The organism is Streptococcus mitis (assembly GCF_047459985.1).
GTDB classification, from domain to species: Bacteria; Bacillota; Bacilli; order Lactobacillales; family Streptococcaceae; genus Streptococcus; species Streptococcus mitis_DZ.
This window is the reverse complement of the sequence record NZ_JASHHD010000006.1, coordinates 48,845-72,944: the sequence shown is the minus strand read 5'-3', so window position 1 is coordinate 72,944 and position 24,100 is coordinate 48,845. Positions and strand designations below refer to the sequence as shown.

Below are 24,100 nucleotides of genomic sequence, written 5' to 3'. Positions count from 1 at the left end.
AGAGGAATTTAGAGGAAAGTCAGGCTTTTGAGATTGTGGGTGTTTTTTGTTATAATGAAAGTTATGAAATCTTATAACACCTTGAATGATTATTATCGAAAACTCTTTGGAGAAAAAACTTTTAAAGTCCCTATCGACGCGGGCTTTGACTGTCCCAATCGTGATGGGACTGTGGCTCATGGAGGCTGTACTTTTTGTACGGTTTCAGGTTCTGGAGACGCTATCGTAGCACCGGATGCGCCTATCCGTGAGCAATTTTATAAGGAAATTGACTTTATGCATCGTAAGTGGCCAGATGTGCAGAAGTATTTGGTTTATTTTCAAAATTTTACCAATACCCATGAAAAATTGGAAGTTATTCGGGAACGTTATGAGCAGGCTATCAATGAGCCAGGTGTGGTAGGAATCAATATTGGAACGCGCCCAGACTGTTTGCCAGACGAAACCATCGAATATTTGGCTGAATTATCGGAGCGCATGCATGTGACGGTAGAATTGGGCTTGCAGACGACTTATGAAACAACTTCTGACCTGATTAACCGCGCCCACTCCTATGAATTGTACGTGGAAACGGTCAAGCGTTTAAGAAAGTATCCCAAGATTGAGATTGTTTCCCATCTGATCAACGGACTTCCTGGTGAAACCCATGAGATGATGATTGAAAATGTCCGTCGCTGTGTCACGGATAACGATATTCAAGGGATTAAACTGCATTTGCTTCACTTGATGACCAATACACGTATGCAACGGGATTACCACGAGGGGCGTTTGCAACTCATGAGTCAGGACGAATATGTCAAGGTCATTTGTGACCAACTGGAAATCATTCCCAAGCATATCGTCATCCATCGAATCACAGGAGATGCTCCTAGAGATATGCTGATTGGTCCTATGTGGAGCCTCAATAAATGGGAAGTGCTAAATGCTATTGAAACTGAAATGCGGCGTCGTGGAAGCGTTCAAGGATGCAAGGCTGTAAAACAGGAGTTTGAAAATGAAAAGACCACTTGAGATGGCACATGATTTTTTGGCTGAGGTAGTGACAAAAGAGGATATCGTAGTGGATGCGACCATGGGAAATGGTCATGACACGCTTTTTTTAGCCAAATTAGCAAAGCAAGTCTATGCCTTTGATATTCAGGAGCAAGCCTTGGAAAAGACCCAAGAGCGTTTGGACCAAGCTGGAATAACAAATGTCCAGTTAATCTTGCAAGGCCATGAGACACTGGACCAGTTTGTGACAGAAGCTAAGGCAGGGATTTTTAATCTAGGCTATTTGCCGTCAGCTGATAAGTCTGTCATCACCCGACCTCAGACAACGATTGAAGCATTAGAAAAGCTGTGTGGGTTACTTGTCAAAGGGGGACGGATTGCCATCATGATCTACTATGGTCATGAAGGAGGCGACCTCGAGAAAGATGCTGTGCTGGATTTTGTTAGCCAGTTGAACCAACAAGAGTACACAGCTGCTATTTACCGAACTTTAAACCAAGTCAACAACCCACCGTTTTTAGTAATGATTGAAAAATTAGAAAGATATAGACATGGATAAACAATACCTACGTGAAAAGCTGGATGCCATGCGCCAGAATTTTGTTGAGTCAACCCACCACGAACGAGCAGTGGGTGTGTTAGACCAAGCGCATATGAGCAAAAAAATGCTTAAAATCAAGAAAAAATTAGTTGCTTTTGAAATGGAACGGTGCCAGAGAAAAATTGAGCACAAAGACTGTTCCAAGATTGACCAAAAAATCAAAGAGCAGAAGGAGATATTTGAATTCTGTTGTAAAAAAGATTAAGGAGGACGTGCGTGGAATTACTGATTTACCTAATCCTATTTTTACTGGTTTTGATTGTCTCAAGTACAACCAATAAGCTCCTGCCCTTTTTACCTCTCCCTTTGGTGCAAATTCTGTTGGGAATTGTGATTGGTCTCTTTTTACCCAATACCGACTTTCACCTCAATACGGAGTTGTTTTTGGCATTGGTTATCGGGCCCTTGCTTTTCAGAGAGTCGGAGGAAGCCGATATTACGGCTATTTTAAAACACTGGCGAATCATTGTTTATCTCATATTTCCAGTGATTTTCATCTCGACCTTGAGTTTAGGGGGCTTAGCCCATCTTCTTTGGCTCAGCCTTCCCTTGGCAGCTTGCTTGGCTGTTGGGGCAGCCCTTGGGCCTACGGACTTGGTGGCCTTTGCCTCTCTTTCGGAGCGGTTTAGCTTTCCTAAGCGCGTGTCTAATATTCTTAAAGGTGAAGGACTCTTGAATGATGCTTCTGGTTTGGTGGCCTTTCAGGTAGCTTTGACAGCTTGGACAACTGGAGCCTTTTCCCTTGGGCAAGCTAGTAGTTCGCTCATCTTTTCAATCCTAGGCGGCTTTTTAATTGGCTTTTTAACAGCCATGACCAACCGTTTCCTCCACACCTTCTTGCTGAGTGTGCGCGCAACGGATATTGCCAGCGAACTTTTATTAGAATTGAGTTTGCCTCTGGTGACCTTCTTCCTGGCAGAGGAAGTCCATGTTTCAGGGATTATTGCCGTTGTGGTTGCTGGGATTTTACAGGCAAGTCGTTTTAAGAAAATTACGCTCCTAGAAGCCCAAGTGGATACGGTGACCGAGACGGTCTGGCATACAGTGAACTTTATGCTCAACGGTTCTGTCTTTGTGATTTTAGGGATGGAGCTGGAAATGATAGCAGAGCCTATCTTGACCAATCCAATCTATAATCCCTTACTTTTATTGGGATCTCTTATAGCCCTTACCTTTGTCCTCTTTGCTATTCGTTTTGTCATGATTTATGGCTACTATGCCTATAGGACCCGACGCCTTAAGAAAAAGTTAAATAAGTATATAAAGGACATGCTTCTCTTGACCTTCTCAGGTGTCAAGGGAACTGTGTCGATCGCTACGATTCTTCTGATACCAAGTGATCTAGAGCAGGAGTATCCTCTCTTGCTTTTCCTTGTCGCAGGTGTGACGCTTGTAAGTTTTTTAACAGGTCTCTTGGTCTTGCCTCATCTTTCGGATGAACAGGAAGAAAGCAAGGATTATCTCATGCATATTGCCATTTTGAATGAGGTTACTTCGGAGTTAGAAAAGGAACTTGAAACTCATAAGAATAAGCTCCCTCTTTATGCAGCCATTGACAATTACCATGGACGAATAGAGAACCTTATATTGAGTCAAGAAAATAAGGGGGCTCAAGAAGACTGGGAGACCTTGAAACTTCTCATCCTCAGTATTGAAAGTGATGGGTTAGAACAGGCTTACGAAGAAGGCAAGATGAGTGAGCGTGCCTATCGAGTCTACCAACGTTATTTAAAAAACATGGAACAAAGTATCAATCGCAAGTTTGCTTCACGCTTGACCTATTATTTCCTTGTTTCCTTGCGGATTTTACGTTTTCTCCTTCACGAAGTCTTTACTTTTGGAAAGACCTTCCGAAATTGGAAAAATGAAGAATCGCAGAAACTCAGAGCCCTTGACTATGACCAAATTGCAGAGCTCTATCTAGAAAATACAGAGATGATTATCGAAAGTTTGGAGAACCTTAAAGGTGTTTATAAGAGTTCTTTAATCAGCTTTATGCAGGATTCTCGACTCCGAGAAACAGCTATTATCACCAGTGGTGCCTTTGTCGAACGCGTTATTAATCGCGTTAAACCCAATAATATCGATGAAATGCTGAGAGGCTATTATCTGGAGCGCAAGTTGATTTTCGAATATGAAGAAAAACGATTGATTTCGACCAAATATGCTAAGAAGTTACGACAAAATATGAATAACTTAGAGAACTATTCTCTGAAGGAAGCTGCCAATACCCTGCCTTATGATATGATGGAATTGGTAAGAAGAAATTAATCAAGATTTTAAGTGAAGGAGTGTGACATGAAAAAGCGGTGGAAAGAGTTGATAGACAAGCCTTTAGTAAAAGCTTTTTTGCATTATTATCAAGCATCAGATAGTGAGTTGACCAGTGTCGCAGTAGCCTACTATTGGTTGATTTCGATTTTTCCCCTGCTTTTGGTGGTGGTCAATATTCTCCCTTATTTTCAGATTCCAGTTTCTAATTTTTTAAAGGTTGTCAATGAATTTTTGCCGGATACCATGTATGATGTGGTGGCAAAAATTATTACAGAAGTGCTGACCCAACCTTCAACGGGCTTATTGAGTTTTGCGGTTTTGTCAGCCCTCTGGACCTTTTCAAAATCTATGAATTTCCTACAGAAAGCCTTTAATAAAGCTTACGGAGTGGCAAAAAATCGTGGGATGATTTCCCAGCAGCTCATGAGTTTGTTTGTCAGTTTTGGCTTGCAGATTCTCTTCGCCTTAGCTCTGTTTTTGAGTGTCTTTGGTCGCATGCTTCTCAACCTTATCAAAAGCTACTTGAAATCGGATAGTCCTCTCTTTGATTACCTGCAAGACCTAACAGGCCCCTTGATCTATGCCTTGATTTTCACTATCTTGGTCATGTTCTACTATTTTCTGCCCAATGTTAAGGTCCGACGAATTCGCTATGTATTACCAGGTAGTGCCTTTGTCTTGCTGACTCTGGCCTTACTGCTCAATATCCTTTCAGTCTATGTCAACAACTATGTCAATCACCTAGTGGACGTGCGTTTTTTCAGTTCCGTCGTCGTGGTGGTCATGATGTTCTGGTTTATTCTCATCGCTAAGATTTTAATTGTCGGCGCAGTTATCAATGCCAGTGTCCAGAGTTTGAAAGATCCGAGCTTTAGAATAAATTAATTCTTTATCCATTACAAAACGCATACTATCAAACTTGATAATATGCGCTTTTTTGATTATGAAAATTAATAGATAAACATGGCATCACCAAAACTAAAGAAGCGGTAGTGTTCTTGAATGGCATGGTGGTAAGCATCTAAGACTAATTCACGGCCTGCAAAGGCAGAAACCAACATGACCAGAGTTGATTTTGGCAGGTGGAAGTTTGTTGAGAAGGCATCCACGACCTTCCATTCATAGCCGGGTTTGATAAAGATATTGGTCCAGCCAGAATCTGCTTGGATTTGCCCATCAAACTTGGAACCAATAGTCTCCAAGGTGCGGATAGAAGTGGTTCCGACAGCGATGACACGACCACCATTTTCTTTAACAGAGCGAAGGGTGGCAGCAGCTTCCTCAGAAAGTTGGTAGAATTCTGAGTGCATTTCGTGTTCGTCCAGATTGTCCACAGAAACAGGTCTAAAGGTTCCGAGTCCGACATGAAGAGTCAGATAGACTAGATGGACACCTTTAGCTTGGATTTCTGCCAGCAATTCTTTAGTGAAGTGGAGGCCAGCAGTCGGTGCAGCAGCAGAGCCACTTTCCTTGGCGTAAACAGTTTGATAGCGTTCACGGTCATCCAGTTTTTCGTGGATATAAGGTGGCAGAGGCATTTCACCTAGACTTTCCAAGACTTCTAGGAAAATTCCTTGGTATTCAAAGCGGACAATGCGCCCCCCGTGGGTCAATTCTTCTGTAACGACAGCGCTGAGGCGACCATCACCAAAGCTGACGCGAGTGCCGACCTTGAGGCGTTTGGCAGGTTTAGCTAAAACTTCCCACTCATCACCAGCAATATTTTTGAGCAGGAGAAGTTCCACATGACCTCCAGTTTCTTCCTTTTGACCATAGAGGCGGGCAGGGAGAACTCTGGTATCGTTCATGACAAGGGCATCACCAGGTTCCAGCATATCAATAATAGAGTGGAAGTGTTTGTCCTGCATTTCTCCCGTTTCACGGTTGACAATGAGGAGTTTAGAAGCATCCCGTTTTTCAAGGGGTGTTTGGGCAATCAATTCCTCGGGCAAGTGGAAATCAAAATCAGCTGTATTCATATATTTGTTCATTCTTTCTAAGTTCTAATCCTATCCATTATAACACGTTTCAAGTTTGGACGCTCTTTTTTAGAAATTAAATCGTTTTCACTTGACAAAAATTGGTCTATACCATATAATAAATATAGATTAAAACGGAGGATAAATAGATGAAAGTCATTAAAGTTGAAAACCAAGTCGAAGGTGGAAAAGTTGCTTTTGAGATTTTGAAGGAAAAGTTGGCCAATGGAGCTCAAACATTGGGACTTGCGACAGGAAGCAGCCCACTTGAATTTTACAAGGAAATCGTTGAGAGTGACCTTGATTTTTCAAATCTAACTAGTGTGAATCTTGATGAGTATGTAGGGCTTGATGGGGATAACCCACAGTCTTATCGTTACTTTATGCAAGAAAACTTGTTTAACCAAAAACCATTTAAAGAAAGTTTCTTGCCTCGTGGGGTTAAGGACAATGCTGAAGCTGAAGTTGAACGCTACAACCAAATTTTAGCTGACCATCCAGTTGACCTCCAAATCTTGGGAATCGGTCGCAATGGACACATCGGATTTAATGAACCTGGTACTCCATTTGACAGTCAAACGCATCTGGTAGAGCTTGACCAGTCGACTATCGAAGCCAATGCGCGCTTCTTTGACAAGATTGAAGACGTTCCAACCCAAGCCATTTCAATGGGGATTAAAAACATCTTGGATGCCAAGTCAATCCTTCTCTTTGCTTACGGTGAATCAAAAGCAGAAGCCATTGCCGGAACAGTGTCTGGCCCAGTGACTGAGAGTCTACCAGCAAGTAGCTTGCAAAACCATCCAGATGTGACCATCATTGCAGATGCTGAAGCGCTCAGCTTACTTGAAAAATAAAAAGTGAACCCCTTTGGGATGAGTGGTTTCAAGACTTGTATAAATGGCAGAAAAAATCAAAATTAAACCGCATTTTTTCTTGACAATTATTCCTTTTACGTGTAGAATAGAATAGATCTTGAACTTGAAGGGAGTGAAAAAAATGTCTAAAACAGTAGTACGTAAGAATGAATCTCTTGACGACGCACTTCGTCGTTTCAAACGTGCGGTTACTAAAGCTGGTACTCTTCAAGAAACACGCAAACGTGAATTCTATGAAAAACCTTCTGTAAAACGTAAACGTAAATCAGAAGCAGCTCGTAAACGTAAAAAATTCTAATTAGAAATGAAAGGCTAGACTTGTCTAGTCTTTTTTTGCACATTGTATAGAGATAGGATGAACTTATGAAAGAGTATATAAAAGAATATCAAAAGATGCGCGAAGAACGTTTTAAGGATTGGGGTTATTATTCAAATCCTATAAACTGGCAGGAATTTGAAGAGTCTAATCAGAGGATTTTTCATAAGTATTTGAAGGATTCGAAAGTATTGTCTGATAATGTTTTAAGGACAAAATTGTACAGTAGTTTATTACTAGATGATATTAAATATTTTGCATACTATACAGCTTTTCTAGACGGAGATTACAAACAATTAAATAATGCTCTGTGGCAAACAGGAAGAGAAGAATTGATTAGAGGAGGTTTGCTTGCAAGTGGAACAATCTATACAGATGGTATTTTGAGGGGCTTATTTACCTCTTTTGCATGTAACGATTTTTCAGTCATTTCATCTTATATACCAAAAGATTTGCCTTTACTGAAAGGAACCTATTATCCACAAAATGTCATCAATCTTTTGTACGCTCTTTATTATCAGGATGAAGACAGATTATCAGAGTCTCTTATATTGGCACAACAGTTTCTAGAGAAGAAAAAACGAACAGGTATCGAAGAATTTTCTGTTCGTTACTTTATAAACTTGGCAAGAAAAGATGCAGTTGCATTAAGTGACTCCTTGCAAAAATTATGCCTAGCTTATCAGAGACGGGGTTATCCTTTTGAAAAGATAGATAAATGCTTTGCTGATGAAGTTCATGGTCTCTATCGATTGGTGAAATATTTTGACCATTCGATGTTCGAAGAAGTTAGTATGCCGTCTCATAAGACTTTTCTGAAGGATTTTGAAAAATGGCAAGTCCGAAATCAGTTTCCACAAGGTCAACAGTTCTATACCTATCCTCAAGATATGGCTGATGCGAACAGAATATTAACAAAAGGTCTTCCAAGGATTTACTTAGAAAAATCTGGAAGGGACTTGGTGATAGACGTTGACCGATTTGCAGTAGACTTGTCTAGGTTAATTTGAAAGAGTACGAAAAAACTTCCTAGTCAAATCTTTTCCCAAGCAACATCAAATAAATACTGTAAATCCTGCAAAAAAAAGGAAACTTCCACCTACAATCTGATATAATAGTAGGGAGAACTCATCTGAAGGAGGAAATGATGTCGGTTTTAGTAAAAGAAGTGATTGAAAAGCTTAGATTAGACATTGTCTATGGCGAACCAGAATTACTTGAAAAGGAAATCAATACCGCGGACATTACGCGACCTGGTCTTGAAATGACAGGATATTTTGACTACTACACGCCAGAGCGGATCCAGCTTTTGGGAATGAAGGAGTGGTCTTATCTTGTTTCGATGTCCTCTCACAACCGTTACCAAGTCTTGAAAAAAATGTTTCTACCTGAGACGCCTGCGGTCATTGTTGCTCGTGGTTTGGTGATTCCAGAGGAGATGTTGAAGGCAGCCAGAGAATGTAAGATTGCCATTTTAACCAGCCGTACAGCGACCAGTCGTTTGTCTGGAGAGTTATCTAGTTATCTGGATTCTCGTTTGGCAGAACGTACCAGTGTGCACGGTGTTTTGATGGATATCTATGGTATGGGTGTCTTGATTCAAGGCGATAGTGGCATCGGTAAGAGTGAGACAGGTCTGGAGCTTGTCAAACGTGGTCACCGCTTGGTGGCTGATGACCGTGTCGATATTTTTGCCAAGGATGAGATTACTCTTTGGGGCGAACCAGCCGAAATCTTGAAACACTTGATTGAAATTCGTGGTGTTGGGATTATCGATGTCATGAGTCTCTACGGAGCGAGTGCGGTCAAGGATTCTTCACAAGTCCAGCTAGCTGTTTACTTGGAAAATTATGATACACATAAGACCTTTGATCGTCTTGGAAATAATGCAGAGGAAATAGAAATTTCTGGTGTAGCTATTCCTCGTATCCGTATCCCGGTGAAAACAGGTCGTAATATCTCTGTTGTGATTGAGGCAGCTGCCATGAATTATCGTGCCAAGGAAATGGGCTTTGATGCCACGCGTTTGTTCGAAGAACGCTTGACAAATCTCATTGCTCAAAACGAGGTGCCTAATGCTTGATCCAATTGCTATTCATCTAGGTCCTCTAGCTATTCGATGGTATGCCTTGTGTATTGTCACAGGCTTGATTCTTGCGGTTTATTTGACCATGAAAGAAGCGCCTAGAAAGAAGATTATCTCAGACGATATTTTAGATTTTATCTTGATCGCCTTTCCCTTGGCTATTTTAGGAGCTCGTCTTTATTACGTTATTTTCCGTTTTGATTACTATAGTCAGAACTTGGGAGAAATTTTTGCCATTTGGAATGGTGGTTTGGCCATTTACGGTGGTTTGATTACTGGGGCACTTGTACTCTATATCTTTGCTGATCGCAAACTCATCAATACTTGGGATTTTCTTGATATTGCAGCACCTAGCGTCATGATTGCCCAAAGTTTGGGGCGCTGGGGAAATTTCTTTAACCAAGAAGCTTATGGTGCAGCAGTGGATAATCTGAATTATCTACCTGCCTTTATCCGTGACCAGATGTATATCGAGGGGAGCTACCGTCAGCCAACCTTCCTTTATGAGTCTCTATGGAATCTGCTTGGATTTGCCTTGATTCTGATTTTTAGACGAAAATGGAAGAGCCTCAGACGAGGTCATATTACTGCCTTCTACTTGATTTGGTATGGTTTCGGTCGTATGGTTATCGAAGGCATGCGGACAGATAGTCTCATGTTCTTTGGACTTCGAGTGTCTCAATGGCTATCAGTTGTCCTTATCGGTCTCGGTATTTTTATCATTCTATATCAAAATCGAAAGAAGGCCCCTTACTATGTTACAGAGGAGGAAAACTAAATGTTAGAAGTTGCATATATTCTTGTAGCCCTTGCTTTGATTGTATTTTTAGTGTATCTAATCATCACTGTACAAAAGCTTGGACGTGTTATCGATGAAACAGAGAAGACGATTAAAACCTTGACTTCAGATGTGGATGTGACCTTGCATCATACTAATGAATTATTGGCTAAGGTCAATGTCTTGGCAGATGATATCAATGTCAAGGTGGCAACGATTGATCCACTCTTTAGTGCTGTTGCAGATTTATCGCTATCTGTTTCAGACCTCAATGACCATGCGCGTGTCTTGAGCAAGAAAGCTTCATCAGCTGGTTCAAAAACACTCAAGACTGGTGCAAGTCTGTCAGCTCTTCGTCTTGCAAGTAAATTTTTCAAAAAATAAAGAAGGAGAATCCTTATGGGTAAACTATCCTCAATCCTTTTAGGAACCGTTTCAGGTGCAGCTCTTGCCTTGTTTCTAACTAGCGACAAAGGAAACCAAATTAGAAGCCAAGCACAAGAATTTTTAGAAGATCTAAAAGAAGATCCTGAGTATGCTAAAGAGCAGGTTTGTGAAAAATTAACGGATGTCAAAGAACAAACCAAAGAATTTGTTCTTAAAACAAAAGAGCAGATTGAATCTGGGGAAATTACTCTTGACACAGTTCTTGAAAAGTCTAAATCTTTAGCTCAACAAGCGACTGAAGCTTCAAAAGAGACCTTGAACAGTCTCAAAGAACAACTGGAAGAAAAAGTAGTTGTGGAAGAACAAGAAGAAGGTCAAGAAATCGTCATCGAGATTCAAGAAGATTAAATAGAGTCACCATTTCATGATTCCCTAGGAGTCAGACATGGTGATTTTTTTCTTGAATGAACTCTTTATGGTATAATAAATACTATGCAGAAGAAACCGACATCAGCCTATGTGCATATTCCATTTTGTACACAAATCTGTTATTATTGTGACTTTTCAAAGGTCTTTATTAAAAATCAACCAGTAGATAGCTATCTAGAGCATTTATTGGGAGAATATAGCTCCTATGATATTCGAAAGTTGCGAACTCTTTATATTGGAGGAGGAACTCCTACAGCCTTGTCAGCTCAGCAATTGGAGACTTTGTTGGATGGTCTAACTAGAAAATTAGACTTATCAGTTTTAGAGGAGTTGACCATTGAAGCTAATCCTGGTGATTTGGATTCCGATAAGATTGTAGTCTTAAAAAATTCAGCTGTCAATCGTGTTTCGCTAGGTGTGCAGACCTTTGATGACAAGATGCTGAAAAAAATTGGTCGTAGCCACTTGGAGAAGGATATCTATGAAAATATTGACCGCCTGAAATTAGCTGGTTTTGACAATATCTCCATCGACTTGATTTATGCGCTACCTGGTCAGACCATGGAGCAGGTCAAGGAAAATGTGGCTAAGGCCATTGGGCTGGATATTCCCCATATGAGTTTGTATAGCTTGATTTTAGAAAATCATACGGTCTTTATGAATCGGATGCGACGAGGGAAATTACCTCTGCCTAAGGAAGAACTCGAAGCTGAGATGTTTGAGTACATCATTGCAGAGCTGGAGCGAGCAGGTTTTGAGCATTATGAGATTTCTAATTTCTCCAAGCCTGGTTTTGAAAGTCGCCACAATCTCATGTACTGGGACAATGCTGAATACTATGGTATCGGTGCTGGGGCCTCTGGTTATGTCAATGGTGTTCGCTATAAAAATCATGGTCCCATTCGTCATTACCTAAGTGCAGTTGAGGAAGGCAATGCTCGCATCACAGAAGAGCACCTGAGTCAAAAAGAGCAAATGGAAGAGGAAATGTTCTTGGGGCTTCGCAAGAAATCAGGGGTTTCTATGGTGCGATTTGAGGAAAAATTTGGACGGTCTTTTGAAGGACTTTATGGAGAAATTGTCAGAGACTTAGTTCAACAAGGTCTAATGCAAATAGAGGGTGACCGAGTTCGCATGACAAAGAGAGGTCTCTTTTTAGGAGACACCGTAGCAGAACGATTTATTTTGGAGTAGGATGATGGGCTTAACTTATCAAATGAAAATGAAAATTCCTTTTGATATGGCTGATATGAACGGTCATATCAAGCTTCCAGATGTGATTTTACTGTCCCTGCAAGTTTCAGGGATGCAGTCGATTGAGTTGGGAGTTAGTGATAAGGCTATTTTGGAAGACTATAATCTTGTCTGGATTATCACAGACTATGATATTGAGGTGGCTCGTTTGCCTCGTTTTGTGGAAGAAATCACCATCGAAACGGAAGCCTTGAGCTACAATCGACTCTTTTGCTACCGTCGCTTTACCATTTATGATGAAGCAGGACAGGAGCTCATCCACATGATGGCGACCTTTGTTCTCATGGATAGAGACAGTCGAAAAGTTCATGCAGTAGAACCTGAGATTGTGGCTCCTTACCAGTCTGATTTTGATAAAAAATTGATTCGCGGGCCAAAGTATACAAATCTAGAAGAGCCTATCAGCAAGGATTACCATGTTCGTTTTTACGATTTGGATATGAATGGCCATGTCAATAACAGTAAATACTTGGACTGGATTTTTGAGGTTATGGGAGCTGATTTTTTGACCCAATATATTCCCAAGAAAATCAACCTCAAGTATGTCAAGGAAGTTCGACCAGGTGGGCTTATTACATCGGCTGTTGAACGGACTGGACTGGAAAGCAAGCATGAGATTACAAGCGACGGGGCTACCAATGCCCAAGCAATCATCACTTGGCAAGAAATAAAAAAGGATTAGAGAAAATATGAAATATAAAGGCTATTTAATTGATTTAGACGGAACCATTTATAAGGGGAAAAATAGAATCCCGGCAGGAGAGGCTTTTGTCCATGAATTGCAAAAGCGAGACATTCCCTATCTCTTTGTGACCAACAATACAACCCGCACTCCTGAGAGTGTTCAGGAGATGTTGGCTCAGAATTTTAATATTGATACACCCCTATCGACTGTCTACACAGCGACCTTGGCAACCATCGACTATATGAATGACTTGGGTCTTAAAAAGACCGTCTATATCATCGGAGAAGCAGGGCTCAAGGAAGCTATCAAAGCGGCTGGATATGTGGAAGACAAGGAAAATCCTGCCTATGTAGTAGTTGGCCTGGACTGGCAAGTCGACTATGAAAAATTTGCGACAGCAACTCTCGCTATCCAAAAGGGAGCTCATTTTATCGGAACCAATCCTGACCTCAATATTCCTACAGAACGTGGTCTTTTACCTGGAGCAGGTTCGCTAGTAACTCTCCTTGAAGCAGCTACACGAGTGAAACCTGTTTATATTGGAAAACCAAATGCTATCATTATGGAAAAGGCGGTTGAGCACCTAGGTTTGGAACGTGAAGAGTTAATCATGGTCGGGGACAATTACCTGACTGATATCCGGGCTGGGATTGACAATGGCATTCCCACGCTCTTGGTGACGACAGGTTTTACCAAGGCAGAAGAAGTAGCAGACCTGCCAATCGCACCGACTCATGTGGTTTCTAGCCTTGCGGAGTGGGATTTTGATGAAAACTAAACTGACCTTTTGGGGCTCTATGCTCTTTCTCTTCTCCCTCTCAATCCTTCTGACCATTTATTTGTCTTGGGTTTTCTATCCTATGGAGATTCAGTTGCTGAACTTAACGAATCGAGTCTATCTAAAACCAGAAACCATTCAATACAACTTTCATATCTTGATGAATTATCTGACCAATCCTTTTAGTCAGGTCTTGCAGATGCCTGATTTTCGTTCGTCAGCAGCTGGTCTGCACCACTTTGCAGTGGTCAAGAACCTCTTTCACTTGGTTCAGCTAGTAGCCCTAGTGTCACTGCCAAGTTTCTATTTCTTTGTCAAAGGGATTGTGAAAAAGGGATTTCTATCTCTATTTAGTAAGGCGTTGTTCGCTTTAGTAATTTTACCTGTGTTGATTGGCCTTGGGGGAGTTTTGATTGGTTTTGAGCAGTTCTTTACTCTTTTTCATCAAATTCTCTTTGTGGGGGATGATACCTGGCTTTTTGATCAAGCCAAGGATCCAGTGATTCTGATTTTGCCAGAGGCCTTCTTCCTTCATGCCTTCCTCCTCTTTTTCGCCCTCTATGAAAGCTTCTTTGGCTCTCTTTATCTGAAAAGTCGTAGGAAGTGAAACGAAAGATGTTTTTAATTTGTATATATAAAATTGCATATCGTTTGAAACCATCGTTAAGAGTGAATTAATACTCTTCGAAAATCTCTTCAAACCACGTCAGCTTCGCCTTGGATTATATATGTGACTGACTCCGTCAGTCTTATCTACAACCTCAAAGCAGTGCTTTGAGCTGACTTCGTCAGTTCTATCTGCAACCTCAAAACAGTGTTTTGAGCAACCTACGGCTAGCTTCCTAGTTTGCTCTTTGATTTTCATTGAGTATAGCCAAATCCAACTGCGTCAATCGTTCGCGAACAGTCTATTTTTCTTGAAAAAATAGCTAAATTCCCAAACTAAGTTCCACCGCTAGTACAAGTGGAAGTTAATCTGATAAAAATCCTAAAAACCAGTGGAAATCCGTGTCAGGGTAAGTTCCACTGGTTTTACTAATGCTTGATTTCATCATTTTTGTAGCCGAAAAGAATCGAAAAAAAGAGCGCACAAAATCCCCACATCTGAAAGCGTTTCAGATTAAGTTCCGCTATGGTGGAAGTTAGTGTGAGACGTTTGAATGGGGTTGAAGGTTAGTTTTTAGATCTTATGTTGGAGTAATTTAGACGACTGACAGACGTCTTCTGCAGGTATTTTAGAAATGCCGAGAAGCTTAGGAATTTCTTCTCCGTAAGTAAAAGCAAAGAGTTCATAGGCTGATTTTCCATTCAAAGCAGCGCGCTTGACGCTATTGACATGTGAACAAACGAGATTGATGTCCTCTTGAGTTAAATTGTCAAAGGAAGTTCCCTTTGGTAGAATGTCGCGAATCAGCGTGTGATTTTTCTCAATTCTCCCTTTCTGGTCAGAGCGATTAGGATCACAAAAGAAGAGTTTTATTTCACCACGAATATCCATTTCGATGTCATTAACCCTAGCAAACTCCCCACCATTATCTGTCAGAATAACAGGAAAGAGTTGGAAGAAATCTTTGTCAGCTTCGTGAAGAGTGTTTTTGATGTCATAGAGGTGTTTGGTAACCTCAAGGGCAGTTTTATTCTCCAGAAGCCTAGCGAAGATAAAGTTACAGAAAGAGAGATTGAAGGTGAGTAGGACTTTACCTCCCATTCTACCCATAACGGTGTCCATTTCCAGCCAGTAATTCAGTTGCTTAAGGGCCAAATAATTTTGGAAATCCTCATAGGAACGGCCTTTTTTCAATTCTTTAGGGATGGAAGGTAGCTTACTTTTTCTTCTCTCTTTAAATTTAACGGCTCTGGCTAAATCAATCGGAGCGATAGACAGGTAACCTTTTCGGATGTGTCGATAGACAGTTGAGGAATAACATCAAGGTTATGAGTTTTGAGGATATGATAGATGTGTTGTCCCTTTTTAACACCATCAGAAATGACTTTGTCCATGTCCCAGAAAGTCTGAGAATTAAGGGGAGTTCCTTCACGAGCTTCGATAAGAGTTTGTTCGTATTGTTTTTGAGCTTGTTTAGCGAGGTAGAAGATTTTCTGATAGCCACAATTTTGCCTTCTTTTAGGGCACCCATTACAGACAAAGGGAGCCTTATCGAGTAGAGAGCAAGGAAGGTTATCACATGTAGACTCTCTAATTTGTCTGTTTCGTTTGACTTCTTTAGAAACAGTGGTGGGGTCTTTTAGAATAAGTTGGCCAATAGCTTTGAAGGTTTCACCGCGCTCTAAACCTAGTTGGATATCGTTACGGTCTGAAAGGGTAAGATGTTTATGTTTTGTCATAGTAGACCTCATTTCTAACTCAAACGTCTCATACTTAATTCCACCATAAAAATTCGTTTTAGACTAACTTCCACTTTGGTCAGACAAGTGGAAGTTACTTTGAGAAGTTACCTCTTGAAAAAATAGGCTTTTTTTTCTAAAAATCCCTAGTCAAGCGCTTTATTTTTTTGTATAATAGAGGTAGCAAAGTATAGATAAGAAGAGAAAAGCATGATTACACTATTTCTATCACCGAGCTGTACTTCATGTCGTAAGGCAAAGGCCTGGTTAGAAAAACATAAGGTGCCCTTTGAGGAACACAATATTATGACCAGTCCTTTAACAAGAAAAGAATTGCAACACATCCTTTACTTGACCGAAAATGGTACTGATGACATCATTTCAACTCGTTCAAAAATTTTTCAAAAATTGAATATTGATGTAGAGAGTATCTCGGTATCGGAATTGCTTCATTTGATTGAGCAGTATCCAAGTCTTTTGCGTCGTCCGATTATTATCGATGCAAAACGTATGCAGATTGGTTTTAATGAAGATGAGATTCGTGCTTTTCTCCCTCGTAGTTACCGTAAGCAAGAACTAAAAGAAGCAAGAATGAGAGCTGGTATTAGTTAATGAACAAACAGTATAGTTACCCACTAGATTTGTCGTGGAGCACTGAAGAACTTGCTTCAGTGCTTTCTTTTTTTAATGATGTTGAAGCTGCCTATGAAGGCAAGGTAGAGGCTAAAAAGTTACTAGACTCCTATAAGGGATTCAAGGCGGTCGTGCCAAGTAAGAGCGAAGAAAAACGTTTGGGACGAGAATTTGAAACGGTTAGTGACTATTCGTTTTACCGAGCAGTTCAGGCTGCCAAGGAAAAAGGGGAAGGAAAGATTTCTCTTGGAAAGTAAATTTGAATTTGCTAAAGAGCTTGTTAAGAAAGCGGGCCAGTACATCCTTGACCATATGCAGGAAGACTTAAGTGTTGAGACTAAGTCCTCTCCAACAGACTTAGTGACCAGACTGGACAAGGAAGTTCAGGAGCTTTTGGTTAGTGAGATTTTGTCTCGTTATCCTGAAGATAAGATTTGTGCTGAAGAAGGTTGTCTGCGAGCCTCGGTTCAAGAGGGCAAGGTTTGGGTCATTGATCCGATTGATGGTACCAATAATTTTGTCGCCCAGCAAGAAGATTTTGCAGTTATGATGGCTTATTTTGAAAATGGTCAAGGGCAATTTGGACTGATTTATGATGTGGTTAAAGGGGATTGTTACCATGGTGGTGGAGCCTTTCCAGTTTGTCGAAATGATAAGCCCCTAGCTCCCTTTAAAGCAAAACCTCTTGGAGATTTTCTCATTGCAGGAAATAGTGGTATGCTGGAAACCAACGAATGGGGCCTGGCTGATTTGAGTCGAGCGGTCCTCGGTGTTCGTGTCTATGGGAGTGCGGCCATTAGTTTTGCCAAGATTTTGTCAGGGCGTTTGTTGACCTATGTCACTTATCTGCAACCATGGGACTATGCCGCATCTAGTATTTTAGGGGAAAGTCTGGGCTATCGAGTTGTGACTCTTTCTGGTGAAACTCCTGATTTTCAAACCAGACAGGCGGTCATGATGGTGCCTCTTGAGATGCAAGAGGAAATTCAGTCCTATATTTACGAAAGGAAAAGAACTTAAATGCAATTTCCAGAAGGATTTGTTGAAAAATATGAAGAGATACTAGGAGAAGAGGCAAGAGATTTTCTTGCCTCTTTTGAGAAGGAAGCGGTTTCGGCCTTTCGGATCAATCCTTTAAAAGAAGCGCCAGTTTCCTTTCCTGATGCCATTCCTCAAACCCCTTGGGGCCACTATGGGAAGGTTTCAGGGAAATCGCCTGAGCATGCTACAGGTTTAGTATATTCGCAAGAACCCGCTGCCCAGATGGTGGCTCAGGTAGCCCAGCCCAGTCCTGGAATGAAGGTCTTGGACTTGGCAGCTGCACCGGGAGGCAAATCAACTCAATTAGCAGCCTATCTAGCAGGTGAAGGTATCCTGGTTTCCAATGAAATTTCAAGCAAGCGGGCTAAGATTTTGGTTGAAAACATGGAGCGCTTTGGAGCGACAAATGTTGTGGTGACCAATGAATCTGCTGACCGTTTGGCCAAGGTCTTTAAAGGCTATTTTGATCTCATTGTCCTTGATGCCCCTTGCTCTGGTGAAGGGATATTCCGTAAGCAACCAGACGCTATGGACTATTGGAGCTTAGATTATCCGAGTCAATGCGCTAGCTTGCAAAGAGAAATTCTGGAAGATGCAGTAACCATGCTAGCAGAGGGTGGTCGTCTGGTTTATTCAACCTGCACCTGGGCACCCGAGGAAAACGAAGAGATTGTCAATTGGTTACTGGAAGAGTATGATTTTGATTTGCTGCCAGTAGAGCATATCAATGGAATGGTAGCTGGTATTGATTTGCCAGAAACGGCTCGGATGTACCCTCATCATTTTAAGGGAGAGGGTCAGTTTGTAGCTCATCTACAGTTTAAAGGTGAAAATCCGGCACCTAAATGTAAGGCAAGTAAGAGCAATCTCAGCCGAGAACAAGTTGCCTTGTGGCAGGAATTTGCCCAAAAACACTTGAAGGTTAATTTACCCGGCATCTTGCAGACTTTTGGGGATCAACTCTATCTCTTGCCAGAACTCTTGCCAGATTTAGGGAAAGTCAAGATTGCTCGCAATGGATTGCATCTGGGTACATTTAAGAAGAAACGCTTTGAGCCTAGTTTTGCTCTTGGTCTAGCTTTGAAACCGAGTCAGGTCAAGCAGTCGGTTGAAATTGACCAAGAAGAGTTTGTAAAGTATGTCGCTGGAGAAACCGTTCAGCTAGCGGAAAGTCTGCCAAATGGTTGGTACCAAGTTTTGGTTCAAGGCAATGGTTTGGGCTTTGCAAAGGTGACTGGAAATGTTTTGAAAAATTATTTTCCAAAAGGCCTCAGATTCAAGTGAAAATGCTAGTCAAAGTAGCTTGTCTATGTTATAGTGGAAGTATGGATTTTTTTCAAATTGTCTTTCATTTTAAGTCAAAATTAGCGGAGAAGGTGACTGATACTCAATGAAAATCAAAGAGCAAACTAGGAAACTAGCCGCAGGCTGTACTTGAGTACGGCAAGGAGACGTTGACGTGGTTTGAATTTGATTTTCGAAGAGTATGAGCAAATTTCTAGTAAAACTAAGCGAACAACTTCACTCACCTCCCAATTTTAAAAAGGAAAAACATAAATAAATAGTTGAAAAAATTCACAGCATTCACCATTATTTTCAAGGAGAAAAACAGTGAAAAAAAGGAAAAAACTCGCTCTATCCCTTGCTGCTCTTTTGCTAGCAGGTTCTTTGGCGGGATGTGCTAGCTGGATTGATCGTGGAGAATCCATGACAGCTGTTGGTTCAACGGCTCTTCAGCCTTTGGTCGAAGCAGCAGCAGATGAATTTGGCTCTATGCACGTTGGAAAAACAGTCAACGTCCAAGGTGGCGGATCTGGTACAGGTCTGTCTCAGGTTCAGTCTGGAGCTGTTGATGTAGGAAATTCAGACGTATTTGCCGAGGAAAAAGACGGGATCGACGCCTCTGCCTTAGTTGACCACAAGGTAGCTGTTGCGGGTATAGCTGTTATCATCAATAAAGAAGTAGATGTTGATAATCTTACGACAGAACAACTTCGCAAAATTTTTACAGGTGAAATTACCAACTGGAAAGAAGTCGGTGGCAAAGACCTAGCCATTTCTATTATTAACCGTGCGGCAAGTTCTGGTTCGCGTGCAACCTTTGATAGTGTTATCATGGATGGCCAATCTGCTATGCAGAGTCAAGAACAAGATTCAAACGGAATGGTTAAATCCATTGTTTCTCAAACACCAGGAGCCATTTCTTACTTAGCCTTCGCCTATGTTGATGATTCAGTAGCGACTATCAAACTCAATGGTTATGAGCCAATCTCAGAAAACGTTACAACTAACAATTGGCCTTTGTGGTCTTATGAACACATGTACACCCTTGGTAAGCCAAATGAATTGGTGGCAGAATTTCTCAACTTTGTCCTCTCAGATGAAGCGCAAAGTGGAATCGTTAAGGGAATGGGTTATATTTCTGTTAAGGAAATGAAGGTTGAAAAAGATGCTGCAGGTACTGTGACAGCAATAGAAGGGAGCCAGTAATGAATCAAGAAGAATTAGCTAAAAAATTACTTTCTCCCTCAAAGAACTCTCGTCTAGAGAAACTAGGAAAAGGCTTGACCTTTGCCTGTCTGTCTTTGATTGTCATCATTGTGGCTATGATTTTGATTTTTGTAGCCCAAAAAGGCTTGTCGACCTTCTTTGTCAATGGGGTTAATATCTTTGATTTCCTTTTTGGCCAAACTTGGAATCCTTCAGGTAAACAATTTGGTGCCCTTCCTATGATTTTGGGTTCCTTTATTGTCACAATCCTATCAGCCCTTATCGCAACTCCCTTTGCTATTGGTGCGGCAGTCTTTATGATTGAAGTCTCACCAAAAGGTGCTAGAATCTTGCAACCAGCTATTGAATTGCTAGTCGGAATTCCTTCAGTCGTGTATGGATTTATCGGTTTGCAGGTCGTAGTTCCCTTTGTCCGTAGTGTCTTTGGTGGAACTGGTTTTGGAATCTTATCAGGGATTTTCGTTCTCTTTGTCATGATTTTACCGACGGTAACCTTTATGACAACCGATAGCTTGCGTGCGGTGCCTCGTCACTACCGTGAAGCTAGTTTGGCTATGGGAGCCACTCGTTGGCAAACCATCTGGCGCGTGACCTTGAAGGCAGCGCGTTCAGGTATCTTCACAGCAGTGGTCTTTGGGATGGCGCGTGCCTTTGGTGAGGCCTTGGCCATTCAGATGGTGGTCGGTAACTCAGCCGTTGTCCCAACTTCATTGACAACACCTGCTGCGACCTTGACCTCTGTTTTGACCATGGGTATCGGAAATACCGTTATGGGAACCGTTGACAATAATGTTCTCTGGTCACTGGCCTTAGTCTTGCTTTTGATGAGTTTGGCCTTCAACAGTGTCATTAAATTGATTACGAAAGAAAGAGGAAAGAAAAACTATGCACGCTAAGAAATTAGATAAAATTGCAACAGCTGTCCTCTACTCAATTGCAGGAATTATTGTTGCCATCTTGGCATCCTTGATTCTTTATATCTTGGTTCGTGGTTTGCCCCACATCTCTTGGTCTTTCTTGACTGGCAAATCATCTTCTTACCAAGCAGGTGGAGGGATTGGAATTCAGCTCTATAATTCCTTCTTCCTTCTGGTCATTACCTTGATTATCTCTGTGCCTTTGTCTATGGGAGCTGGGATTTTCCTAGCTGAATACGCCAAAAAAGGTCCTGTGACCAATTTTGTCAGAACCTGTATTGAAATCTTGTCTTCACTGCCATCAGTAGTTGTGGGTCTCTTTGGTTACTTGATCTTTGTAGTTCAGTTTGAGTATGGATTTTCAATCATTTCAGGTGCCTTGGCCTTGACAGTCTTTAACCTGCCTCAGATGACTCGTAATGTTGAAGATAGCTTGAAACACGTTCACCATACGCAACGTGAAGCTGGTCTGGCCCTTGGGATTTCTCGTTGGGAGACAGTGGTCCATGTGGTTATTCCAGAAGCCCTTCCAGGTATTGTAACAGGTGTCGTCTTGGCCTCTGGTCGTATCTTTGGTGAGGCTGCCGCTCTCATCTATACAGCAGGACAATCCGCTCCAGCTCTGGACTGGTCTAACTGGAATATTCTCAGTGTGACCAGCCCAATCTCTATCTTCCGTCAAGCAGAAACCTTGGCTGTCCACATCTGGAAAGTCAACAGTGAAGGAACCATTCCAGATGGGACCATCGTATCAGCAGGTTCTGCAGCCGTGCTCCTCATCTTTATCCTCATCTTTAACTTTGGAGCTCGCAAACTCGGAAGCTACCTACATAAGAAATTAACCGCTGCCTAAAGGAGAAGCCATGTCAAAATATAATTGGGATGAAAAGCATATCATCACCTTTCCTGAAGAGAAAGTGGCCCTCTCTACTAAGGATTTACATGTTTACTACGGTAAAAAAGAATCCATCAAGGGCATCGATATGCAATTTGAAAAAAATAAAATTACAGCCTTAATTGGCCCTTCTGGTTCAGGGAAGTCAACCTACCTCCGCAGTCTCAACCGTATGAATGATACCATTGATATTGCCAAGGTAACAGGTCAAATTCTTTATCAAGGGATTGACGTCAACCGTCCAGAAATCAATGTCTATGAGATGCGTAAGCACATCGGAATGGTTTTCCAACGCCCAAATCCCTTTGCCAAGTCTATCTACCGCAATATCACTTTTGCCCATGAACGTGCAGGGGTTAAGGACAAGCAAGTCTTGGATGAAATTGTGGAAACCTCTCTTCGTCAGGCGGCCCTTTGGGACCAAGTCAAAGACGATTTGCACAAGTCAGCCTTGACCCTATCAGGAGGTCAGCAGCAGCGTCTCTGTATCGCTCGTGCTATCTCTGTTAAACCAGATATTCTTTTGATGGATGAGCCTGCGTCAGCCTTGGATCCGATTGCGACAGCCCAGCTGGAAGAAACCATGTTGGAATTGAAAAAGGACTTTACCATCATCATCGTGACCCACAGTATGCAGCAGGCTGCGCGTGCTAGTGATTACACAGGATTTTTCTACTTGGGTGACTTGATCGAGTACGATAAGACCTCTAATATTTTCCAAAATGCAAAATTACAGTCAACCAATGACTACGTAACAGGACACTTTGGATAGAAAGGAAACAGTATGACAGAAGCGATTTTACAGGTGTCAGACCTGTCCGTTTACTACAATCAAAAGAAGGCCTTGAATAGTGTTTCCCTATCTTTCCAACCCAAGGAAATTACAGCTTTGATCGGTCCATCTGGGTCAGGGAAGTCAACCCTTCTCAAGGCTATCAACCGCATGGGGGATCTCAATCCAGAGGTGACTACAACTGGTTCGGTGGTTTACAACGGCCACAACATTTACAGTCCACGTACAGATACAGTTGAATTGCGCAAGGAAATCGGTATGGTTTTCCAACAACCAAATCCCTTCCCTATGTCTATCTATGAAAATGTTGTTTACGGGCTTCGTATCAATGGAGTTAAGGACAAGCAGGTTCTGGATGAAGCAGTAGAAAAAGCCTTGCAACGAGCTTCCATTTGGGATGAGGTTAAGGACCGCCTGCATGATTCAGCTATCGGGCTTTCAGGTGGACAACAGCAACGTGTCTGTGTTGCCCGTGTCTTGGCAACCAGTCCTAAAATCATCCTCTTGGATGAACCAACTTCAGCCTTGGACCCTATCTCTGCTGGTAAGATTGAGGAAACCTTGTATGGCTTAAAAGATAAATACACCATGCTCTTGGTTACGCGTTCCATGCAACAAGCTTCTCGCATCTCTGACAAGACAGGATTTTTCCTAGATGGAGATTTAATCGAGTTTAATGATACCAAGAAGATGTTCCTCAACCCACAACACAAGGAAACAGAAGATTATATTTCAGGAAAATTTGGATAAGGAGATAAAAGATGTTACGTTCTCAATTTGAGGAAGATTTAGAGAAATTGCACAACCAGTTCTATGCTATGGGACAAGAAGTGCTATCCCAAATCAATCGTACGGTACGTGCCTTTGTTACGCATGACCGTGATTTGGCTAAAGAAGTCATCGAAGACGATGCAGAAGTAAACGAATACGAAGTGAAATTGGAGAAAAAATCATTTGAAATGATTGCCCTTCAACAACCCGTTTCTCAAGACTTGCGTACAGTTTTAACAGTTTTAAAAGCCGTATCTGACTTGGAGCGTATGGGTGACCATGCTGTTTCCATTGCAAAAGCAGCCATTCGTATGAAGGGAGAGCAACGTATCCCAGCTGTTGAAGAAGAAATCAAGAGAATGGGTCGCGATGTCAAAAACTTCGTCGAAGCAGCCCTTGAACTTTATCTGAATGGTTCAGTAGACCAGGCCTATGAAGTAGCAGCCATGGACGAAAAAATCAACCATTACTTTGATAGCATTCGTGACTTGGCTACAGAAGAAATCAAGAAAAATCCAGATGCCATCGTTACAGGACGTGATTACTTCCAAGTAATTGCCTTCTTGGAACGCATTGGAGATTATGCCAAAAATATCTGTGAATGGGTTGTTTACTTTGAAACAGGTAAGATTGTCGAACTATAAAATAGGATAATTTTGTATAAAAAGGAGCTTGAAATCAACTGATGGCTCCTTTTCTTGAATGAAAAAAATATTTTTGAGATAAAAATTCAATAAACGCTTGACAAGTGTCTT

At 41.5% G+C, this 24,100-nt stretch carries 27 protein-coding genes and 1 pseudogene; 26 read left to right on the top strand and 2 right to left on the bottom strand.

From position 1 onward, the window contains the following. The first annotated feature begins 54 nt into the window (after positions 1-54). From QM959_RS05260 to QM959_RS05240, 5 genes are read left to right on the top strand one after another with little or no spacing between them, the layout of a single operon-like run. Complete coding sequence (locus QM959_RS05260; RefSeq protein ID WP_247934713.1) at positions 55-1,011, top strand: TIGR01212 family radical SAM protein; 957 nt, start codon at positions 55-57, stop codon at positions 1,009-1,011. Then, the gene (locus QM959_RS05255; protein WP_414371879.1) at positions 995-1,552 is read left to right on the top strand and encodes a tRNA (mnm(5)s(2)U34)-methyltransferase; all 558 of its coding nucleotides are present in this window, start codon (positions 995-997) and stop codon (positions 1,550-1,552) included. Before QM959_RS05260 ends, QM959_RS05255 begins: the two co-directional genes overlap by 17 nt. Further along, positions 1,545-1,799, top strand: a complete 255-nt coding sequence (locus QM959_RS05250) for a hypothetical protein (RefSeq protein ID WP_414371877.1) — start codon at positions 1,545-1,547, stop codon at positions 1,797-1,799. The genes QM959_RS05255 and QM959_RS05250 overlap by 8 nt, the downstream gene beginning before the upstream one ends. 11 nt (positions 1,800-1,810) lie before the next feature. Further along, on the top strand, positions 1,811-3,865 hold the full coding sequence (locus tag QM959_RS05245; protein WP_414371875.1) for a cation:proton antiporter: 2,055 nt from the start codon (positions 1,811-1,813) through the stop codon (positions 3,863-3,865). A gap of 27 nt (positions 3,866-3,892) precedes the next feature. Beyond that, a complete protein-coding gene (locus QM959_RS05240) occupies positions 3,893-4,753 on the top strand; it encodes a YihY/virulence factor BrkB family protein (RefSeq protein WP_414371873.1) in 861 nt (286 codons plus the stop codon). Positions 4,754-4,818: 65 nt separating this feature from the next. On the opposite strand, the gene queA is transcribed toward QM959_RS05240, so the two are convergent. Beyond that, positions 4,819-5,847 carry a tRNA preQ1(34) S-adenosylmethionine ribosyltransferase-isomerase QueA gene (gene queA, locus QM959_RS05235; protein WP_414371906.1) on the bottom strand — a complete coding sequence of 343 codons (1,029 nt, stop codon included), beginning with the start codon at positions 5,845-5,847 and terminating at the stop codon, positions 4,819-4,821. A gap of 149 nt (positions 5,848-5,996) precedes the next feature. Between queA and QM959_RS05230 the strand changes: the two genes are divergently transcribed. The 11 genes from QM959_RS05230 to QM959_RS05180 all read left to right on the top strand — a co-directional run bounded on the left by QM959_RS05230 (position 5,997) and on the right by QM959_RS05180 (position 14,045). After that, a complete protein-coding gene (locus QM959_RS05230; RefSeq protein WP_033683351.1) occupies positions 5,997-6,704 on the top strand; it encodes a glucosamine-6-phosphate deaminase in 708 nt (235 codons plus the stop codon). Between the two features lie 142 nt (positions 6,705-6,846). Beyond that, positions 6,847-7,023, top strand: coding sequence for a 30S ribosomal protein S21 (rpsU, locus tag QM959_RS05225; RefSeq protein ID WP_000048054.1), 177 nt, complete (start codon positions 6,847-6,849; stop codon positions 7,021-7,023). Positions 7,024-7,088: 65 nt separating this feature from the next. Next, the gene (locus QM959_RS05220) at positions 7,089-8,051 is read left to right on the top strand and encodes a hypothetical protein (RefSeq protein WP_414371871.1); all 963 of its coding nucleotides are present in this window, start codon (positions 7,089-7,091) and stop codon (positions 8,049-8,051) included. 137 nt (positions 8,052-8,188) lie between these two features. Further along, the gene (gene hprK, locus QM959_RS05215) at positions 8,189-9,124 is read left to right on the top strand and encodes an HPr(Ser) kinase/phosphatase (RefSeq protein WP_247934719.1); all 936 of its coding nucleotides are present in this window, start codon (positions 8,189-8,191) and stop codon (positions 9,122-9,124) included. Next, positions 9,117-9,905, top strand: a complete 789-nt coding sequence (gene lgt / locus QM959_RS05210; protein WP_414371869.1) for a prolipoprotein diacylglyceryl transferase — start codon at positions 9,117-9,119, stop codon at positions 9,903-9,905. The genes hprK and lgt overlap by 8 nt, the downstream gene beginning before the upstream one ends. After that, positions 9,906-10,289, top strand: a complete 384-nt coding sequence (locus tag QM959_RS05205) for a DUF948 domain-containing protein (protein WP_000895040.1) — start codon at positions 9,906-9,908, stop codon at positions 10,287-10,289. A 15-nt stretch (positions 10,290-10,304) separates the two neighbouring features. Further along, a complete protein-coding gene (locus QM959_RS05200; RefSeq protein ID WP_414371867.1) occupies positions 10,305-10,700 on the top strand; it encodes a YtxH domain-containing protein in 396 nt (131 codons plus the stop codon). An 84-nt stretch (positions 10,701-10,784) separates the two neighbouring features. Further along, positions 10,785-11,915: a radical SAM family heme chaperone HemW gene (hemW, locus tag QM959_RS05195; RefSeq protein ID WP_414371865.1), complete on the top strand. Its 1,131-nt coding sequence runs from the start codon at positions 10,785-10,787 to the stop codon at positions 11,913-11,915. A gap of 4 nt (positions 11,916-11,919) precedes the next feature. Next, positions 11,920-12,657 (top strand): acyl-ACP thioesterase domain-containing protein, encoded by a 738-nt coding sequence (locus tag QM959_RS05190; protein ID WP_414371863.1) that lies wholly within the window; start codon positions 11,920-11,922, stop codon positions 12,655-12,657. A 7-nt stretch (positions 12,658-12,664) separates the two neighbouring features. Next, on the top strand, positions 12,665-13,438 hold the full coding sequence (locus QM959_RS05185; protein ID WP_414371862.1) for a TIGR01457 family HAD-type hydrolase: 774 nt from the start codon (positions 12,665-12,667) through the stop codon (positions 13,436-13,438). Next, a complete protein-coding gene (locus QM959_RS05180; protein WP_414371860.1) occupies positions 13,428-14,045 on the top strand; it encodes a TIGR01906 family membrane protein in 618 nt (205 codons plus the stop codon). Before QM959_RS05185 ends, QM959_RS05180 begins: the two co-directional genes overlap by 11 nt. Before the next feature lie 573 nt (positions 14,046-14,618). On the opposite strand, the pseudogene QM959_RS05175 reads toward QM959_RS05180, so the two are convergent. Continuing rightward, positions 14,619-15,784 (bottom strand): annotated as a pseudogene (locus QM959_RS05175) (IS30 family transposase). A gap of 210 nt (positions 15,785-15,994) precedes the next feature. Between QM959_RS05175 and QM959_RS05170 the strand changes: the two are divergent. The 10 genes from QM959_RS05170 to phoU all read left to right on the top strand — a co-directional run bounded on the left by QM959_RS05170 (position 15,995) and on the right by phoU (position 23,989). Further along, positions 15,995-16,396, top strand: coding sequence for a Spx/MgsR family RNA polymerase-binding regulatory protein (locus QM959_RS05170; RefSeq protein WP_247934727.1), 402 nt, complete (start codon positions 15,995-15,997; stop codon positions 16,394-16,396). Beyond that, complete coding sequence (locus QM959_RS05165; RefSeq protein WP_414371859.1) at positions 16,396-16,674, top strand: UPF0223 family protein; 279 nt, start codon at positions 16,396-16,398, stop codon at positions 16,672-16,674. Before QM959_RS05170 ends, QM959_RS05165 begins: the two co-directional genes overlap by 1 nt. Next, the gene (locus tag QM959_RS05160) at positions 16,664-17,437 is read left to right on the top strand and encodes an inositol monophosphatase family protein (protein ID WP_414371857.1); all 774 of its coding nucleotides are present in this window, start codon (positions 16,664-16,666) and stop codon (positions 17,435-17,437) included. Before QM959_RS05165 ends, QM959_RS05160 begins: the two co-directional genes overlap by 11 nt. Further along, entirely contained in the window at positions 17,438-18,742 is a 1,305-nt protein-coding gene (locus QM959_RS05155; RefSeq protein WP_414371855.1) for an RsmF rRNA methyltransferase first C-terminal domain-containing protein, read from the top strand. 327 nt (positions 18,743-19,069) lie between these two features. After that, the gene (locus QM959_RS05150) at positions 19,070-19,948 is read left to right on the top strand and encodes a phosphate ABC transporter substrate-binding protein PstS (protein ID WP_414371853.1); all 879 of its coding nucleotides are present in this window, start codon (positions 19,070-19,072) and stop codon (positions 19,946-19,948) included. Then, a complete protein-coding gene (gene pstC / locus QM959_RS05145; protein WP_414371852.1) occupies positions 19,948-20,865 on the top strand; it encodes a phosphate ABC transporter permease subunit PstC in 918 nt (305 codons plus the stop codon). The genes QM959_RS05150 and pstC overlap by 1 nt, the downstream gene beginning before the upstream one ends. After that, the gene (gene pstA / locus QM959_RS05140) at positions 20,855-21,739 is read left to right on the top strand and encodes a phosphate ABC transporter permease PstA (RefSeq protein ID WP_000543046.1); all 885 of its coding nucleotides are present in this window, start codon (positions 20,855-20,857) and stop codon (positions 21,737-21,739) included. The genes pstC and pstA overlap by 11 nt, the downstream gene beginning before the upstream one ends. Before the next feature lie 10 nt (positions 21,740-21,749). Then, positions 21,750-22,553 carry a phosphate ABC transporter ATP-binding protein PstB gene (gene pstB, locus QM959_RS05135; protein WP_020900241.1) on the top strand — a complete coding sequence of 268 codons (804 nt, stop codon included), beginning with the start codon at positions 21,750-21,752 and terminating at the stop codon, positions 22,551-22,553. 12 nt (positions 22,554-22,565) lie between these two features. Then, positions 22,566-23,324, top strand: coding sequence for a phosphate ABC transporter ATP-binding protein PstB (gene pstB, locus QM959_RS05130; protein WP_000133484.1), 759 nt, complete (start codon positions 22,566-22,568; stop codon positions 23,322-23,324). A gap of 11 nt (positions 23,325-23,335) precedes the next feature. Next, positions 23,336-23,989: a phosphate signaling complex protein PhoU gene (gene phoU / locus QM959_RS05125; protein WP_000946458.1), complete on the top strand. Its 654-nt coding sequence runs from the start codon at positions 23,336-23,338 to the stop codon at positions 23,987-23,989. Positions 23,990-24,100: the final 111 nt, after the last annotated feature.